General features: G+C 71.2%; 16 protein-coding genes. 5 read left to right on the forward strand and 11 right to left on the reverse strand.

What is annotated here, in order from left to right; genetic code table 11:
• Positions 1 to 34: 34 nt before the first annotated feature.
• Complete coding sequence (locus ACEZHJ_RS15805) at positions 35 to 928, reverse strand: NAD-dependent protein deacetylase (RefSeq protein ID WP_018716383.1); 894 nt, start codon at positions 926 to 928, stop codon at positions 35 to 37.
• A gap of 200 nt (positions 929 to 1128) precedes the next feature.
• Here ACEZHJ_RS15805 and ACEZHJ_RS15810 point away from each other — a divergent pair, with 200 nt between their 5' ends.
• On the forward strand, positions 1129 to 2373 hold the full coding sequence (locus ACEZHJ_RS15810; RefSeq protein ID WP_018716384.1) for a Bcr/CflA family multidrug efflux MFS transporter: 1245 nt from the start codon (positions 1129 to 1131) through the stop codon (positions 2371 to 2373).
• 118 nt (positions 2374 to 2491) lie between these two features.
• Positions 2492 to 3148, forward strand: coding sequence for a phospholipid-binding protein MlaC (locus tag ACEZHJ_RS15815; RefSeq protein WP_018716385.1), 657 nt, complete (start codon positions 2492 to 2494; stop codon positions 3146 to 3148).
• A gap of 12 nt (positions 3149 to 3160) precedes the next feature.
• Here ACEZHJ_RS15815 and ACEZHJ_RS15820 read toward each other — a convergent pair whose 3' ends face one another.
• The 10 genes from ACEZHJ_RS15820 to ACEZHJ_RS15865 all read right to left on the reverse strand — a co-directional run bounded on the left by ACEZHJ_RS15820 (position 3161) and on the right by ACEZHJ_RS15865 (position 15209).
• Positions 3161 to 4240, reverse strand: a complete 1080-nt coding sequence (locus ACEZHJ_RS15820; RefSeq protein ID WP_018716386.1) for a nitrilase-related carbon-nitrogen hydrolase — start codon at positions 4238 to 4240, stop codon at positions 3161 to 3163.
• Between the two features lie 76 nt (positions 4241 to 4316).
• Positions 4317 to 5456 (reverse strand): lipocalin-like domain-containing protein, encoded by a 1140-nt coding sequence (locus ACEZHJ_RS15825; protein ID WP_375036693.1) that lies wholly within the window; start codon positions 5454 to 5456, stop codon positions 4317 to 4319.
• Positions 5457 to 5556: 100 nt separating this feature from the next.
• Positions 5557 to 7602, reverse strand: coding sequence for an FUSC family protein (locus tag ACEZHJ_RS15830; protein ID WP_375036694.1), 2046 nt, complete (start codon positions 7600 to 7602; stop codon positions 5557 to 5559).
• A gap of 6 nt (positions 7603 to 7608) precedes the next feature.
• The gene (locus tag ACEZHJ_RS15835; protein ID WP_375036695.1) at positions 7609 to 8472 is read right to left on the reverse strand and encodes an efflux RND transporter periplasmic adaptor subunit; all 864 of its coding nucleotides are present in this window, start codon (positions 8470 to 8472) and stop codon (positions 7609 to 7611) included.
• Between the two features lies 1 nt (position 8473).
• Positions 8474 to 8692, reverse strand: coding sequence for a DUF1656 domain-containing protein (locus tag ACEZHJ_RS15840; protein WP_163139812.1), 219 nt, complete (start codon positions 8690 to 8692; stop codon positions 8474 to 8476).
• Positions 8693 to 8790: 98 nt separating this feature from the next.
• On the reverse strand, positions 8791 to 11247 hold the full coding sequence (locus tag ACEZHJ_RS15845) for an FtsX-like permease family protein (RefSeq protein ID WP_375036696.1): 2457 nt from the start codon (positions 11245 to 11247) through the stop codon (positions 8791 to 8793).
• 2 nt (positions 11248 to 11249) lie between these two features.
• Positions 11250 to 11918, reverse strand: a complete 669-nt coding sequence (locus tag ACEZHJ_RS15850; RefSeq protein ID WP_018716392.1) for an ABC transporter ATP-binding protein — start codon at positions 11916 to 11918, stop codon at positions 11250 to 11252.
• Between the two features lie 38 nt (positions 11919 to 11956).
• Positions 11957 to 13093, reverse strand: a complete 1137-nt coding sequence (locus tag ACEZHJ_RS15855; RefSeq protein ID WP_018716393.1) for a diguanylate cyclase — start codon at positions 13091 to 13093, stop codon at positions 11957 to 11959.
• Entirely contained in the window at positions 13090 to 13605 is a 516-nt protein-coding gene (locus ACEZHJ_RS15860) for a molybdopterin-dependent oxidoreductase (RefSeq protein WP_018716394.1), read from the reverse strand. The genes ACEZHJ_RS15855 and ACEZHJ_RS15860 overlap by 4 nt, the downstream gene beginning before the upstream one ends.
• Before the next feature lie 83 nt (positions 13606 to 13688).
• On the reverse strand, positions 13689 to 15209 hold the full coding sequence (locus tag ACEZHJ_RS15865; protein WP_375036697.1) for a fumarate hydratase: 1521 nt from the start codon (positions 15207 to 15209) through the stop codon (positions 13689 to 13691).
• 217 nt (positions 15210 to 15426) lie between these two features.
• Here ACEZHJ_RS15865 and ACEZHJ_RS15870 point away from each other — a divergent pair, with 217 nt between their 5' ends.
• The 3 genes from ACEZHJ_RS15870 (at position 15427) to ACEZHJ_RS15880 (ending at position 17338) form a co-directional block, all read left to right on the forward strand.
• Positions 15427 to 16104 (forward strand): OmpW family protein, encoded by a 678-nt coding sequence (locus ACEZHJ_RS15870; protein WP_259202119.1) that lies wholly within the window; start codon positions 15427 to 15429, stop codon positions 16102 to 16104.
• Between the two features lie 81 nt (positions 16105 to 16185).
• Positions 16186 to 16749, forward strand: a complete 564-nt coding sequence (locus tag ACEZHJ_RS15875; protein ID WP_259202118.1) for an NUDIX hydrolase — start codon at positions 16186 to 16188, stop codon at positions 16747 to 16749.
• Positions 16750 to 16897: 148 nt separating this feature from the next.
• Positions 16898 to 17338: a PAS sensor domain-containing protein gene (locus tag ACEZHJ_RS15880; RefSeq protein WP_018716398.1), complete on the forward strand. Its 441-nt coding sequence runs from the start codon at positions 16898 to 16900 to the stop codon at positions 17336 to 17338.
• Positions 17339 to 17340 lie beyond the last annotated feature (2 nt).

Below are 17340 nucleotides of genomic sequence, written 5' to 3' on the forward strand. Positions count from 1 at the left end.
GTGACCGCTGGCGGCGCGGGACGACCGTACGGCCCTACCCCCGCCACGCCCCCACCCCGGCCGCCAGGGCGGGCAGGACCTCGGCGCAGTCGCCGGTCACGCGGAAGGCGAGCTCGCCCTCGGCGCGGGTGACGCCGCGGCCGACCGCCACCACGGGGATGCCGCGGTCGACGGCGGCGCGCACGAACCGGTAGCCGGACCAGACCATGAGCGAGGAGCCGGCGACCAGCAGCAGACCCGCCCGCTCCAGGGCCGCCATCGCCAGCGTCACGCGCTCGCCGGGCACCCCCTCACCGAAGAACACGACGCCGGGCTTGAGGACGCCGCCGCAACGCCGGCAGGCGGGCACGCGGAAGGCATCGTAGTCCACGTCATCGAGGTCGGCGTCGCCGTCCGGGGCATGGCTCGCGGCGATACCCGCCCAGTCCGGGTTGTCGTGGAGCAGGGTTTCCTGGAAGGCGTGACGGTCGATCACCGCACCACAATCCAGGCACTCCACCCGGTCGAGCCGGCCGTGAAGGTCGACCACACCGGTGGCGCCCGAGCGCTGGTGCAATCCGTCCACGTTCTGGGTCACCACGCCGCTCAGCCGGCCGGCGACGGCCAGCGCCGCCACCGCCCGGTGGGCGTCATTGGGCCGGGCCGCGGCGACCCGCGCCCAGCCCACCAGGCTGCGGGCCCAGTAACGCCGGCGGTTGGCCGCACTGCCCACGAAGGCCTGGTACTGCATCGGCGCCCGACCCTTCCAGCGCCCGCGGTCGTCGCGGTAATCGGGGATTCCCGAGCCGGTGCTGCAGCCCGCGCCGGTCAGTACCAGGGCACGTGCCTCCGCCAGGCGGGCCACGAGGTCGGCAACCGTCCCCTCCTCCGCCGGCGGCAGCGGACGGCTGTCGGGTGCACGGGTACGCAGGGGGAGAACGGCGCCCATGATCGGGGACCCTCGGTCGACGGGACGTCCCCGCATCATACCCACCTTACGGCAGCGATTGTCAGGCATTGGCCGGAGGCCGCGCACCGATCGTCGGGCTTGAAGGGCCCGGATCTCGCCACCATAAAAGGTTGCATGCTAATATTCCCCGTTCTAACGCCCCGGCGGAATTCACCCGCCGGCGGCCAGCGGAGCCATCCATGACGCGAGCGACGATCAACGGCGGGCTGGGCCTGATACTCATCCTTGGCCTGCTCACGGCCTTCGGCCCCATGTCCATCGACTTCTATCTGCCCGGGCTGCCCGCCCTGGCGGACGAGCTCGGCGTGTCCGCGGCATCCGCCCAGCAGAGCCTGAGCGTATTCTTCATCGGGCTCGCGGCGGGCCAGCTCATCTACGGCCCCTTTTCCGACCGTTTCGGCCGCCGGCCGGTGCTGGCCTTCAGTATCGTGCTCTACCTGGTGGCGAGCCTGGTGTGCGCCGCCGCGGACAGCCTGCCGATGCTGCTGGCGGCCCGGGGTCTGCAGGGGCTGGGCGCCGGTGCCGGCCCGGTGGTCTCGCGCGCCATCATCCGCGACACCTACCGCGGCAGCCAGGCCGCCCGGATCCTGTCGTTCGTCATCCTGGTGATGGCGGTGGCACCGCTGCTGGCGCCGCTGGTCGGCGGCCAGATCGTCGCCGGGCTCGGCTGGCGCGGCATCTTCTGGGTGCTGGCCGGTTTCGCCGCGGTCTGCCTGGTTACCGTGGGCACCGCCCTGGCGGAGACCAACGGCCGCGAGCACCGCGACGGTGCGCCGCTGGCCGCGCACTTCGCCGCCTACGGCGTGCTCCTGCGCGACCGCCGGTCGCTGGCGTTCCTGATCTGCGGCGGCATGGCCTTCGGTGCGCTGTTCGCCTACGTCTCCAGCAGCTCGTTCATCTACATCGACGTCTACGGGGTCAGCCCCCGGGCCTTCGGCTTCTATTTCGCCGCCAACGTGGTCGGGCTGGTACTCGCGAACCTGGTCAACAGCCAGCTCGTGGCACGCTTCGGCTACCACCGGCTGCTCGCGGTCGGCTCAACGGTGACCTTTGCCAGCAGCGTGGTTCTGCTCCTCGACAGTCTGACCGGCTTCGGCGGGCTCGCCGGGATCGCCCTGCCGCTGTTCTTCGCGGTGGGCATGGTCGGGCTGGTCGGCGCCAACACCGTGGCCGGCCTGCTCGACGCCTATCCGAACAACGCCGGCGCGGCATCGGCCCTGTTCGGCTTCTTCCAGTTCGGGCTCGGCGCCCTCGCCGGCGGGATGGTCGGCGCCGTGGGCCTCTCCCCCGCGGTGGACATGGCGGTGGTGATGGTGCTGTGCGCCGCGGTGAGCTTCACCGCCGGGCGGCGCCTGCTCGCCGGCGAGGCCCGGGAGCGCAGCCGTGGCGGGGAGACCGCCGCGCGCTGCAGCGAGGCCGCCTGAGCGGCCGGGGCCGCGACAAGCACGCCGCCGGCGCACACCGCATCCGGCGCGTGACAAGGCCTCCGGGAGGATGGATATGATCCCGGCTCAATCATGAGCCTGCCGGGGGAGGCCGGACATGCCGCGGCGATGGATACTGGCGGCCGCAGTCGCGGCCTGCCTGGTCACACTCACCACCCGGGCCGCCACCGGGACGGGCCCGGTGACACTGGTTCGGGAGGCCGTGGACGAAGGGCTCGTGTTCGTGCGCACCCACGCCGCCACCCTGGCCGACGAGCCCGCGTGCACGCGGGCGTTCATCGAGCGGCACTACCGCGAGCTCCTCGACCCCACGCTGGCGGCCCGGTTCGTGGCCGGACCGTACTGGGCCGACGCCCCTCCCGGGGCGCGGACGCGCTTCACCCGCGCCCTCACCGATCACCTCGTGGCGGTGTACGCCACCGCCGTCAGCGTGTTCGCACCACGCATCGTCGAGTTCGCGCGCACCGGCGACATCGGCTACCGGCTGATCCGGCAGGACGGGCGTCGTGCGGTGGTACGGGTTGCCCTGCGGCCGCAGGACCGGCGCGACGTCGACGTGGACATCCTGCTCCACCGCCCGGGGGAACGCTGGCTGGTGCACGATGCCCGCGTCGCCGGCATCAGCCTGCTCGCGATCTTCCGCCAGGCCTTCCGGCCCCGGCTCGCCCGAGAGGGGCTCGCCGGGGTCAGCGACGCGCTGGAACGTCACCGCCACGCGGGCGGGGGCCCGCCGGAGACGGCCCCCTGCCGCTGAGCGGTGCCGCAGTCACTCCCCGCCGCGGTACACCGAGTCCTTCCAGATGCCGCGTTCCTTCATCAGCCCGACCTGGTGGTCGATGACCTCGTGGCGGTACTCCGCATGGTCCATGGGCGCGCGGTCCATGTAGAGGTTGCTGGGGTAGACGTCGCTGTCGTATATCACCCGGGCGAGCTCGGAGCGCACGTCCTTGAGCCAGTTGGAGACCTGGGCCTTCTCGCGGTGGTGGCGCAGCTGCTCGATGTCGATCACGCCGGCCAGGTAGGTGGAGCCGGCGCCGTAATCCTGCCGGCCGACCACCGCGCCGCGGTGATTGACGATGTGCGAGCGCCCGCCGAACGTGTCGATGGGGAGATCCGAGTCGTCGAAGAGGTAGTACGTCCCCATGTTGGGGGCGACCACGTACATGTTGTTCTCCAGCGCCCGCGCCCGGGAGGAGATCTCGAAGAAATCGTTGCCGGTGTGCGGATGGGGAAAGGACGCCCGGTAGGCGACCTCGCAGCCGTTCATGGCGAGCCCGCGGCCGTTCTCCGGGTAGGAGGCCTCGTTGGCCATCATGATGCCGAGGCGCCCGATGTCGGTGTCCACCACCGGCCAGAAGGCCTGGAGGTTGCGCCCGTAGGTCTCCACCCACCAGTCGAAGATGTCCGAGGGCGTGAGCCCGTGTTCCACCGGGTAGAGGTTGGCGAGCTTGTAGTGGCGCAGGATGACCTCGCCGTCCGGGTCGATCACGAAGCCCACGTTGAAGAAGCGGTCCTTCCAGTCCGGGTGCCGGGCCTTGGCCTGGGCCATGACGTAGCAGTCGTACTCGCGGGCGAGCTCCCCCAGCGCCCGGGTCTCCGGGCCGGGGATGTCGATCGCGCACTCCCGGGCGAAGGCCACGTGATCCAGGTCGAGCACCTCGTCGTTGAACCCCTGCAGCGCGCCCTCGGGCAGCACCAGCAGCCGCACCGGGATGTCCAGGCTCGACAGCCAGGAGGCGGCCTTGGTGAGGTGCCGGATGTGCTCGATGTTGGTCATGATGTCGGCGCGCTTGCGTATCCCGCGTACCGTGGGCACGAGGCCGACGCAGTTATAGGGCTCGATCATTCCGGGGTCCTCCATCGTTTCGCTGTCAGGGCGGCTCGCCTGCGAGCCGGTTCGTGAATCGGTACGTGCGGCAGCCTCAGCGCACGGGGTGTTCGTCGCCCCCGCCATAGCCGGTCATCTCCAGGTAGCCGTGCCCGCCGACATCGTCGCCGGCCACCTCCACGGCGCCCTCCCAGTAACGGAAGGCGGTACGCATCTCCTGGTCGGCAACGACGGCGCGCACACCGACGTCGAGCCCCGCAGCCGGCACCCGCAGGCGCCAGCGCACGGGATAGCGCACCCCGGTTTCCGGACTGCGCCAGTAGGCCTGCGGCGTCAGCCGGAAACCGTCGGCATCGAGGCGGTGGCGCACGCCGTCCGGGCCGACCACCACGCCGGCGGAGTGGCGGTCGGTGGCGCCGTCGCGCCGGCGCAGCCGGTAGAGCATGACGTCGCGGCCGTCGTCGAGCTGTAGCGCGAACCAGTCCCATCCCGTCTGCTCCGGCCCCAGGGTGCTGGTACCCCATTCCCGGTCCAGCCACGCGAGGCCGTGCACGTCGTGACGCGCCCCGGCGACGCGTACGCTGCCCCGGGCCTCGATCCGGGTGTAGGAGTAGTAGCGCGAGGCGTTGCCGGGCGCGTCGCCCTTGACGCTGTAGCCCGCATCGCCCTGGAGGACGGGGCCGCGTGCGTTATCCAGCCGCAGCTCGACACGCATCTCCCCGGCCCCGGCGGTCAGGACCAGGGGGAAGAGCCGGCCGGATTGCTGCGAGCGCATCGACCAGTCGTCCAGCCAGACCTCGACGACAGGCTCGGTCCGTGCGCCGGCGAGCCCGAGGGCACCGCGCTGGAAGCGCTCGGCGAAGCGGTGCCCGCCGGCGGCCACGTCGGTGACCGCAAGATGGCCCATCCAGGCCTGGCGCGTGGCGAGGGCGGAGCGCCGCGGGGGCATCGACGGCGCAAGTGCGGTACGAAAGATCGTGAGCTGCACGCCGAACGCGCGGCCCGCGGCGTCGCGCAGGTTAGCGGTGACATACCACCACTCGCTGCGGTAATCGGGATGGGCACCGTGATCCCGCGGAAAGGACAGCGACCGGGGGCCGGTGACCCGCAAGAAACCGGACGCCTCGCCGCGCAGCGCGGCCATGGCCGTATCGCCGGCACCGGGCTCCGGCGCGCGGGCACCGGCGAACCAGACCCCGACGCCCACGCCGGCCGCCGCGATGACGCCCAGCAAGACAACGGCCCCCGGCACCCATGCTCGCCCCACGCGCACACCGAATCCTCCGATCACCGGTCATACGACCCCATACTGGCACAGTCCCACGGCACGGTGCTCACGCGGACACGGCCACGGGCGCGTCGCGACGATGATGCCCCATTTCCGACGCCTGGCGCGCCAGGGCCAGTTCGAGACGTTCGAGCAGCCCGCGCAGCGGGGCCCGTCCACGCTCGTCGAGGACATCGTGATCGACCAGCGCGGCGTCGAGGGTGCGCGCGGCCGCGGCCACGTCCGCCGGTGCGTGGCCCCGGGCGCTGGCGACGAAGGCGGCGGCCAGGGTGTCGAGCAATGCCACCAGGGCCGCGCGGACCGGCGGCGGCTCCCCATCCAGACGGTGACGCAGCCGCAGTCCGGCGATACCGACGTCCAGGCCGTTGAGCCCGATCATGAGCAGGTGGCGGTGCGCCTCGTCGAGAAGGTCGTCGTGGCGTGCCAGCCGCAGGAGCCGGTCCGCCATGCGGCCGCTGAAGCGTGCCTCCACCTCGTGCAGGGGCGGCTGGGCCAACCTGTGGAGGTCGACACCGATGGCGTGGATCAGCCGGCGCCGGCGCAGGGATGCCCCGAGCCCGGGGACCAGGCGGAAACCCACGGTCGCTACCGCGAGCCCGCCGGTGACCGCCAGGGCCCGGTTGGCAAAGTTGTCAAAGGACAGGTCCATGCCGTTGCCGGGCATGGTGAGCAGGATATTGAAGATGGTGAACGGCAGGCAGTACCCCACCAGCCGGCGATGCCCCGCCCCCAGCAGACCGATGAACAACGGTGTGAGCACCAGCATCGCCAGCATCGGGAAACCGCTGGCCCGCGCGAGCAGCACGTGTCCGAACAGGAAGGCGCTCGGCAGCGCTGCGAGCATGCCCTTGAAGAACATCGTGCAGATCGTCGCCGGGTTGTCCCGGTTGGCGAACAGCACGGACGGCAGGGTTGCCATCAGCACCGCGATGGGACCACCGCTCCAGTGCGTGGCGACCCAGAACGCTGCCGAGGCGGCGAACGCCGCGCCGGCCCGCAGGGCGTTCACCGCCGCCTCGCCGTGGTCGCGGTGCCAGGCGGGTACGCCGGAACGGAGCTGGTGGCGGCCGGGATGGGCGATCGCCTCGCGGGCGTCGAGCAGGACCATGGCGTGGCCGAGTATGGCGCGCAGCCCGGTGACCACCCGCCGCTGGAGCGGATCGAGATCGTCGTCCGGATACGTCCGGGCCCGTTCGCGCAGGGCCTGGAGGTGGCGCCGGGCGGTCGGGACACCGCGGGCGGACTCGGCTTCCCGGAAGCCCTCGGCCATCTCGCCGGCGAACATGCACAGCGGCGCGCCGATACGCCCGGGGTGGTCACGCAGGAGCTGCTGTATGCCGCCCAGGGCGGCAAACAGCCGCATCGCGCGCTGGGTGAGCACATGGGCGGCGCGGATGCGGGCACCACCCCCCGGCCCCTCGTAGCGGGCGGCCTGGCTGTCTGCCTCGAGCACGTTCAGCGGCCCCAGACTCGCGGTCAGCGAGCGCTGCACCGTGGCCAGCGGCATATCCGCATCCAGGCGCTGGCCCGCGTGGGTGAAAGCCGAGTTGATCGCCGCATCCGCCTGCTCGGCGAGATGGTCGGTCACCCGTACCGGCCAGACCAGCGCACTCACCAGGGTGGCGCTGATCTCGCCGAGGCCAAGCTCGGAGACGCGCGCGACGGCCACGTCGAACACGCGGTCCGGCTGGCTGAGCGACAGGAACACGACCAGCAGCGCTGTGATCGCGGCCATCACGCAGCCATAGGTGAAATTGCCCCGCATGAGCGAGCCCGCATAGGCGCAGGCCATCACCCACAGCGTGAGCGCATAGAGTGCCGGCGCCGCCGCCTGGGCCGAGAGCGCCATCACCGCGATCCCGGCCACGGCACCGATCAGGGTCCCCCCGATCTGGCACAGCCCCTTCTCGATGACCATACCGCTCATGGGGCGGATCTGCAGGAAGGCGGCCGCGATGAGGGCCCAGTACGGGCGCTCGAGATCGAACCACAGCGCCGCGTAGAGCGCGAGCAGCATCGCCAGCGTGGCCTTCAGCGCGAAGCGCAGGGCCTGGCGTGAGGGCGTGAGATACGCCTCCAGGAGCACCGGCACGGCGACTCAGTCCCGGTCGTCGATTATGCGGACCGTCGCCGTCATCCCCGCGCTCAGGCGGGTACCGGCGGGCACCTCATCCAGGGCGATGCGCACGGGGATGCGCTGGGCCAGGCGTACCCAGTTGAAGGTCGGCTGGACCTGCGGCAGCAGCTGGCCGTTGGGCGCGGTGTTGGTGTCGGCGATGCCGCGGCCGATGCCGGCGACGTGACCGCCGAGGCGCGTATCGCCGCTCATCAGAATCACCTCGGCGGCGTCGCCGGCATGGATGCGTGGCATCTTCGTCTCCTCGAAATAGCCGGTGACGTAGTAGGAGCCCGACTTCACCAGCGCCATCACCGCGGTGCCGGCGCTGGCGTAGTCGCCCTCGGCGAGCTGGAGATTGAGGACGTGCCCCGACGCCGGCGCGGTAACCGTGGTGCGCTCAAGCTCCAGCCGGGCCTTCTCGAGGTCGGCCTTCGCGCTCGCCAGCGCCGCCTCGGCGACCCGGGTATCGATACGTGCGGCCTCGCGGTCCTCCGTGCTGATCGCCTCGCGGGTCAGCCGGGAGCGGCGCTCGGCGACGTGGCGCTTGCGCTCGAGGCGGGCCCGGGCACTGGCCACCGCGGCCTTCGCCTCGTCGACGGCGACCCGGTAACGCGCACGGTCGATGCGGAAGAGCTCGTCGCCGCGCTCGACACCCTGGTTGTCGGCGACGCTCAGCGTGCGCACCCAGCCCGAGACATCCGGCGCCACGGTGATCACGTCGGCGCGCACCCGCGCGTCCCGGGTCCATGGCGAGTAGAGATAGTAGTGCCAGAGCCAGGCACCGGCGGCGACGGCCAGCGCGACGACGACGAGCGTGGCGAGGATGCGCAGCGCGGTGCCCATATCAGCCGCCCCCCGGCGCCGGCGCGCCCAGGTAGGCGACCGCGGCGGTCGCGATCACGAACAGTGCGGCGTCGAACCACGCCTCCTGCCAGGGCGCGCCGTGGCCGGCGAGCCGGTGCAGGAGCAGGCGCAGACACACCGTGACGATGACTCCCAGGAGTAGATAGACGAGCAGCGGACTGATGAATATGCCGCCGATGGCGATTTCACGAAGGCCCATGCGGTTGCGTTGCGTCCCCGGTCAGATATTAGTTGATATTGCGTATATTAGCACACGAACAAAATACCCGCACCGGTACGGCATCCCGTTACTTGAGACTAATCGCCCCGCAGACCGGCCGCCGGAATCTGCCTGGCCAGTCGCCATGCGGGCCACGCCGCAGCGAGCACGGCGGCGGCCACCGCCAGCGCCACGCCCTGGGCCAGCGCGGCCGGCTGCAGCTCGAGGACAAGCCCCCAGCCGAATGCGCGGCGGTTGATAACCGCCACCAGAAGCCACGCCAGCACCAGCCCCAGGGGCACGGCCCATATCCCCGCCGCGACCCCGAGGAAGCCGCTCTGTGCCAGGACCTGGCCGGCGAGTCCGCGCCGGGTCAGCCCGAGGGCACGGAGCACGGCAAACTCCCGGACACGCTCGAGCTGGAGCGCCATGAGCGCGCCCAGCACGCCAACGAAGGCCACCACGGCCGCCAGTAGCTGGAGCACCCGGGTCACCCGGAAGGTCTGGTCGAATACGGCGAGCGAGCGCCGGCGCACGGTAGCGTTATCCACCAGCGTGGCCCCGGCCGGCAGACGGGCGCGTACCCGGGCGGCGAGGGCGTCGACGTCCGTGCCCGGCGCGGCAACCACGCCGATCCCGTCGAGCCGGGCCACGCCCCAGAAGCGGCGGAACAGACCCAGCCGCATGAGCACCGTCCCGCGCACATTCGCGTAATCGCGGTACACGCCGGCCACCTTTACCGTCTCCGGGCCGTCCAGCGAGGGCAGGGTCAGAGCGTCACCGGGACCGCGCCCCAGGCGGGCCGCGAGGGGCTCGCTGAGCAGCACCGCCCGGCCCTCGCTGAACGCCCGCCAGGTATCCGGGCCGCCGCGCACCACCGGATAGGCACGGCGGTCCGCCGCCGTGACGCTCACCCCGCGGACGGTGATCTCGCCGTCCGCCACCGCGAGCCGTCGCCGCGCCCCCCGCGTGACCCGGGCGACCCCGGGCATGACCTTGACACGCTCCGCGAACCTCGCCGGCACACCGGCGTCGGCATCGATGTAGAGGTCCGAGCGCAGGCTGGCGTCCAGCCAGTCGACCACGCTGGTGCGGAAGCTGCCGATCATGGTGGCCACGCCGATGACCGTGGCCACGGCCACGGACAGCGCCGCCACCGCCACACCGGTACGGCTTAACGACGCGGACGCACCGCGCACGGCGAGTCGCCAGCCGAGCGGCCCTGCAACACCCCCGACGCGGGCCGCCAGACGGACCCACGCCGGCGCCAGCAGCGCCGATCCCAGGATCACCGCGAACAGACCGGCGAAGCCGCCGATCAGTCCGGACGTCCGCAGGATCACCACCGTCCCGGCCACCCCGGCGAGGACACCGGCCGCCGCCATACGGCTCGCGCTGCGCCAGGCCCGCGCCTCCAGGTGGGCCCGGGCCAGCCCTGCCCGCGGTGTGACGCCGGCGGCCTCCAGCGCGGCGGGGAGCGCCGCGGCGAGCGGACCGGCGAGCCCGAGCAGGGCGCCGGCAACCAGCGCCGTCGGCTGCCAGGGATCCACCGTGGGGATGCTGAGATAGAGCCGGTCCACGGTGGTGGCGACGAGGCCGCTGAGCCCCACCCCCAGGCCCGCACCGAGGGGCAGGCCCAGCAGCGTGCCCGCCGCGGCCAGGCGCGCGGCGTCCGCCAGCACCTGGACCACGACCTGGCCCCGCGTGGCTCCCACCGCGCGCAGTGTCGCCAGCATCCCGCGCCGGCGCACGACCAGGAAACTCATGGTGTTGAGCACCAGGAACAGCCCGACCGCCAGGGCGAGCAGCGACATGGCCCGGAGATTGACGTGAAAGGCGCGGGTCATTCCGGCCAGACCGGCCCGGCGCTGCCCTGCCGGGAACAGCCGGACGCCGGGCGGCAGCGCCCCGCGAACCCGTGCCGCGGTCGCCGCGTCGGCGATGAGATCGATGCGTGACAGACGTCCCACCCGGTCCAGCAGCTCCTGGGCGGCGGCGATGTCCGTGAGGATGACGCCGTCCAGGCGCCCTCCCACCGTGGCCAGCACTCGTTCGACGCGTACCCGGTGCCTGCCCCCCGCCGCGTCCAGCCACAGCACGTCCCCCCGGGCCACACCGAGCGCCCGTGCCGTGGCCGTGGTCACGGCAATCCGGTCACCGTGGACAAGCATGGGGGCCAGCGGCGCGCCCGCCTCCGCGCCGACGCCGGTCCGGAACGGCCCGGCCACCAGGGGGTCGATGCCGAGCAGGCGGTAGCGCCGCCCGGCCACGGTGACATCACCGCTCACGACCGGCATCGCCCGCGCCACGCCCACGCGGACCCGCAGCCGCCGGTACACGGACTCCGGCAGGTCGTCCCCCGCCGGGACGACCTGGTGGGTCGCCGCGCCGGCGACCCGGGTGACCGCGTCGTCCAGGGCGTAACGGGCGGCGCGGTTGGCCACGTCCACGGCGACCACCACGGCGACGCCGAGGGCGATCCCCGCCACCGCGATGAGCAGCTGCAAGGGCTCACGCAGCAGTGCCCGGCGCCCGGCGAGGAGCAGCCAGCGCATGCTCAGTCCGCCACCGGCACCAGGCGGCCACCGCGAATGGTCAGCAACCGGTCCGCGAGCCCGGCGACCTCACGGCTGTGGGTGACCATCACCAGCGTCCGCCCCGCCTCCCGGCAGAGCCCGTCCAGCAGCGCGACCACGGCACGGGCGTTGTCGATATCGAGGTTGCCGGTGGGCTCGTCGGCGAGGATGAGCTCCGGCTCGTGGATGAGCGCGCGGGCCACGGCAAGGCGCTGCTGCTCGCCGCCCGAGAGCTGCTCCGGCCAGGCGGTCCCGCGGTCCTCGAGGCCGACGCGGGCCAGCCACGACGCGACGCGGCCGTTGTCCGCCAGGCGGTTGAGCGCCAGCGGCAGGCGCAGGTTCTCTGCGGCGGTCAGGGTGGGGATGAGGTTGAACGACTGGAAGACCACGCCCATGCGTGCCCGGCGCAGGCGGGTCAGCGCCGCGTCGGGCAGCGTGAACAGCGCCCGCCCGTCGAAACGCACCGATCCTGCCGAGGGACGATCCAGCCCTCCGAGGATATTGAGCAGTGTGGACTTCCCCGAGCCGCTTCGCCCCAGGACGACCACGAACTCGCCCCGCGACACGCGAGCGCTCGCACCGGCGAGGACGACGCGCCCGGCGGCACCGCCGTAGCGCATGTGCAGGTCCTCGAACTCGATCAGCGCCACCGGCGCCTCCTCACGCTACCCCTCCCCGGCCGCCCGGATCAGGCGACGTCGCGCTCGTCGAGCACACGATCCCGGCCCGCCGCCTTGGCGGCATAGAGCGAGCGGTCGGCACGGGAATACAGGCTCGCGAAACTCTCTGCACCGTCTTCGGTACAGGCAAGCCCGATGCTGACGGTGCACCCCACGGGATCCGTCTCGCCCGCCTCGTAGCGCAGCCGCGCGACCGCCGCACGCAGACGCTCGCACAGCTCGCGGGCACCGTCGAGGCGCGTATCCGGCATGAGGATGCAGAACTCCTCACCACCGAGACGGGCCACGACGTCACTCTCGCGCACGAGTTGCGGCAACCGTGCACCGAGGGTGCGCAGCACCCTATCGCCGACGGGGTGGCCGTAACGGTCATTGATGAGCTTGAAGTGATCCAGGTCGATGATCGCCAGGCTGCACGGCAGACGGGAGCGGGCGGCCAGGGCCAGCACGTCGCGGGCCCGGTCCACCATCGCGCGGCGGTTGGCGAGGCCGGTGAGATAGTCCGTGACCGTGCGCTCGGTGAGCGCGCGCTTTTGCTCGCGCAGGAATCGTATCGCGACGATCAGGCCGATGATGAAGGCCAGTACCAGCCCCGCCAGCACCAGCAGTCCGACCTCCAGCCGGTCCATGAAACGCCGTTGGGCGGCGGAGCCCTGGAGCACACGGTCCAGCATCTGGCTGTAAACGTAGGCGATACCGTCCTGAACCGCGTACGCCCGGTCACGCACCACATCGGCGAGCGGGCCGCGCGCCGGATGATCGCCACGCACGACGGCCTCCAGCCGCTCCAGGGCCTGATCGAGATCCGTCATTGGTTCGCGCATACGCTCGATAAACGCCTCACCGAACGACAGCGCCGCCAGCGCGTGACGGGCGGTCTCCTGACGGTTGCGGATAATGGCGATGCGATCGAGCAGGGCCTGACGGTTGGTGGCATCCGGGCGATCCAGGAAATGCGTCACCGCGTGCCCCAGACGCGACTCCTCCTGCTGGGCACGCACGACCTCCGCGGCGAACGCGGTGTAGTCGGCGCCGCTGTCGCGCGAGGCGTTGGAGAAGAATACCGCGGTGAGGCCGACGACCGGCACCGCCGCCGCAAGGAAGAGCGCGATCTCGACCAGCCAGAGCCGGCGGATCGGGCTCATCGAGCGTGGATCTCGACGATGGACCAGATCCAGTCGGCCTGGGAGCGCTCGCCCTCGCGCACGGCGCGAGCCTGCGCCGGCACGAGAAGGCGCAACGGCCCCTTGTCCGAGATGTCCATGGGCGCGCCGTTGAAGCGCGTCGCCAACAGGTACGCGCCGTCATGGATCTCCGACGGGGTGAGGAACACCGTGTAGTCATCCGCCGCAATGAAGCGGATCCGTTGCGCGTCGTCGAGCCCGAAGGCCCGCATGAACGCCGCCAGCTTAACGCCGGTGAACCGGCCGGACATGCCCTCTGCGGTCGTCAGGGTCGTGTCATACAGCGACAGCCGCCCCTCGATATCCGCCAGGGACAGTTCGTGACGGCCATCCGGCGCGATCAGGGTCAGTACCGGCTCGTCATCGCGGGACGGTGTGACACCGCTGGGTTGCACGGTGGCCGCGGCGGCTGCCGTCGACACCATGACGAGCAGCACCGCAACCACAACCGGCAGGCAGCTCCGCACGGACATGCCCTCACCCTCCTCTGGCTCACCACCCCGAAGCACCAGGGCCCAAGCGTAGACAACGCGCCCCGGGGCGGCAATACGGGCGTCTACTCCACGGCCACCGGGATACCGCGGATACGCGCCTGCCACTCCTGCGGACCGCTGCGGTGGACGGACTCCCCGTCCGCGCTCACCGCCACGGTCACCGGCATGTCCTCGACCTCGAACTCGTGGATCGCCTCCATGCCGAGGTCCTCGAAGGCCACCACCCGGGCGCTGCGAATCGCGCGGGAGACGAGGTAGGCGGCACCGCCGACGGCGATGAGATACACCGCACCGTGCCTGTGGATCGCCTCCACCGCCTCGGGCCCGCGCTCCGCCTTGCCGATCATCCCGGCCAGGCCGGTCTCGCCGAGCATCATCTCGGTGAACTTGTCCATGCGCGTCGCCGTGGTCGGACCGGCGGGGCCCACGACCTCGTCGCCCACCGGGTCCACCGGGCCGACGTAGTAGATGAAACGACCACGGAAATCCACCGGCAGCTCCTCGCCGCGGGCGAGCATGTCCTGGATCCGCTTGTGGGCGGCGTCACGGCCGGTGAGCACGGTGCCCGAGACCAGCAGGGTCTCACCGGGCTTCCAGCTCCGGGTCTCCTCCGGCGTGACCGTATCCAGGTTGACCCGGCGGACGTCACCGGAGTCGCCCCAGGTCACCTCCGGCCAGTCCTCGAGCTTCGGCACCGGCAGCGCCGCGACCCCGGAGCCGTCCAGATCGAAGTGCACGTGCCGGGTCGCCGCGCAGTTGGGAATGATCGCCACCGGCTTGTTCGCGGCGTGGGTCGGATAGTCGCGGATCTTGACGTCGAGCACGGTGGTCAGCCCGCCCAGCCCCTGGGCGCCGATACCGAGCTCGTTGACCTTCTCGAAGAGCTCGAGACGCAGCGCCTCGGCGGTATTCTGCGCGCCCCGGGCCTGGAGCTCGTGGATGTCGATGGACTCCATGCAGGCCTCCTTGGCCAGGCGCATGGCCTTGTCCGCGGTGCCGCCGATACCGATGCCGAGGATCCCCGGCGGGCACCAGCCGGCTCCCATCTTCGGCACCTGCTCCAGCACCCAGTCGACGATGCTGTCTGACGGGTTGAGCATGGCGAACTTCGATTTCGCCTCGGAGCCGCCGCCCTTGGCGGCCACCTCCACCTCGACGCGGTCGCCGGGCACCAGGTCCGTGTAGATCACCGCCGGGGTATTGTCCCGGGTGTTGGTACGCTTGCCGGCCGGGTCGGCGAGAATGGAGGCGCGCAGCTTGTTGTCGGGATGATTGTAGGCCCGGCGCACACCCTCGTTGACCATGTCCTCGACGCTCATCTGCGCCTCCCAGCGCACGTCCATGCCGATCCTGAGGAAGACGGTGACGATACCGGTGTCCTGGCAGATCGGGCGATGCCCCTGGGCGCACATGCGCGAGTTGACGAGGATCTGCGCCATGGCGTCCCGCGCGGCCGGGTTCTCCTCGCGCTGGTACGCCTCGTGAACGGCGTCGATGAAGTCCTTCGGATGGTAGTAGGAGATGTACTGGAGCGCGTCGGCCACGCTCTGGATGAGGTCGTCCTGCTTGATGGTGGTAGTCATCGGCTACGCTCTCCGGCGTTGCGGGTGCGGGGTCCAAGCGGCCGCGGCGGCGGCCCGGGATTCGGCGCCTTGTTATACCACACCGCACCCGCCCGCCGCCCGTACCGGGCGCGACGGGAATCCGCCCCACTCTTGATTCAGATCACGATCCGATGACAGCACGCTCGGCAGACTTGACGCCACGTTCATGCCATTAATCACCAACAAGGAGCGTGTCATGGAGCGTGCCCAGAAAATCACCGCCCTCGCCGCCGCCGCACTGGCCGCGGGCATGGTCACGACCAGCGCGAGTGCCGCCAGCGCCGGCGACTGGATCGTGCGCGCGGGGCCGACCCTCGTCGCCCCGAACGACGACAGCAGCGATCCCTCCGGTCCGCTGGAGGGCCTCGACGGCGCGGTGAGCGTGGACAACGACACCCAGCTCGGCCTGACCGTCGGCTACTTCGTCACCAACAACATCGCCGTCGAGCTCCTCGCCGCCACCCCGTTCTCCCACGACATCTCGGGCGAGGACGGCATCGACGGGCTGGACGTCGGCTCCACCAAGCACCTGCCGCCGACCCTGAGCGTGCAGTACCATTTCGACACCGGCACCGCGTTCCGCCCCTACGCGGGCGTCGGCCTGAACTACACCATGTTCTTCGACGAGGACGTGGACAGCGACACCACCGCGGCCACCGGCTACGACGATCTGTCGCTGGACGACTCGTTCGGGCTGGCCGGCCAGGTGGGCTTCGACTACGAGCTCGGCAACAACTGGCTGCTGAACGCGGACATCCGCTACATCGACATCGACACCGAGGCGACCCTCTCCGGCGGCCCCAACCCGAAGAGCACCATCGACGTCGACATCGATCCCTGGGTCTACACCATCGCGGTGGGCTACCGATTCTAGGCGGCAGCGACCCGGCGGGCGTGGCGATGCCGCGCCCGTCACGCTATCCTCGCCGTGGGTTTCTCCCGCGGCGAGGATTTCATGTCCACTCCCTCCTCACCCGACAGCGGCCCGCGTGTCGAGCGCACCCCGAGCGGTGACGACCGTCCCCGCCTGACCTGCCCGGACTGCGGCTACATCGCCTACGAGAACCCGCGCATCGTCGTTGGCAGCGTGCCCCGACTCGGCGCGCGTTTCCTGCTCTGCCGCCGTGCCATCCCGCCGCGTGTCGGCTACTGGACACTGCCCGCCGGCTACCTGGAGCTGCACGAGAGCACCGAGGACGGCGCCCGCCGCGAGGCCATGGAGGAGGCGAACGCCGCGCTGGCACTCGACGGGCTGCTCGCGGTCTACAACCTTATCCATATCAACCAGGTCCAGTTGATCTACCGCGCACGACTGCTGGACCCCGCCGTCGCCGCCGGCCCCGAGTCCCAGGCCGTCGGCCTGTTCACCTGGGGTGAGATCCCGTGGGACGAGCTGGCCTTCCCGTCGGTGCGCTGGGCGCTCGAGCACGAGCGTGCCGCCGCCCGGACCCCGGTATGGCTACCCGCCGGCAATCCGGAACCGCCGGGCGGGCACGGCGGACCGCACGACGCCGGCTGAGCCGGTAGGCCGGCACACACCCGGGCAGCACGGACCGTTCAGGTCCGGGACGCTGCCGGGCGCGGCATGGCGCGCCTGCCGCAGGGTGGCGTTACCTGTAACCGGCTTAGTAAGCTAAGCGGCAGATGACTTGGTACAGGGCAATGGAATGGCGGACGTGGACAGCCTCGACCCGGTGCTCCTCCAGCGACTGCTGGACGCCTCGAACGACGGCATTGTCGTTGCCGAGCAGGAGGGGGACGATCACATCCTCATCTACGTGAACGAGGCATTCGAGCGGCTGACAGGCTATCACCGCGACGAGATCCTGTTCCGGGACTGCCGCTTCCTCCAGAACGAGGACCGGGACCAGCCCGGACTGGCGACACTGCGCACCGCAATGGCGGCGGACAGGCCCTGCCGCGTCGTGCTGCGCAACTACCGCAAGGACGGCTCGCTGTTCTACAACGAGCTCTCCATCACTCCGGTGTTCAACGACGAAGACCGGCTTACCTACTTCATCGGCATCCAGAAGGACGTCACGGCACAGGTCGAGGCCGAGCGCGAGGTCGAGCGCCTGCGCCGCGAGCTCGAGCGGCGGGCGTCCTGACC

It is taken from the genome of Arhodomonas sp. KWT2 (assembly GCF_041949875.1).
Lineage (GTDB): Bacteria > Pseudomonadota > Gammaproteobacteria > Nitrococcales > Nitrococcaceae > Arhodomonas > Arhodomonas aquaeolei.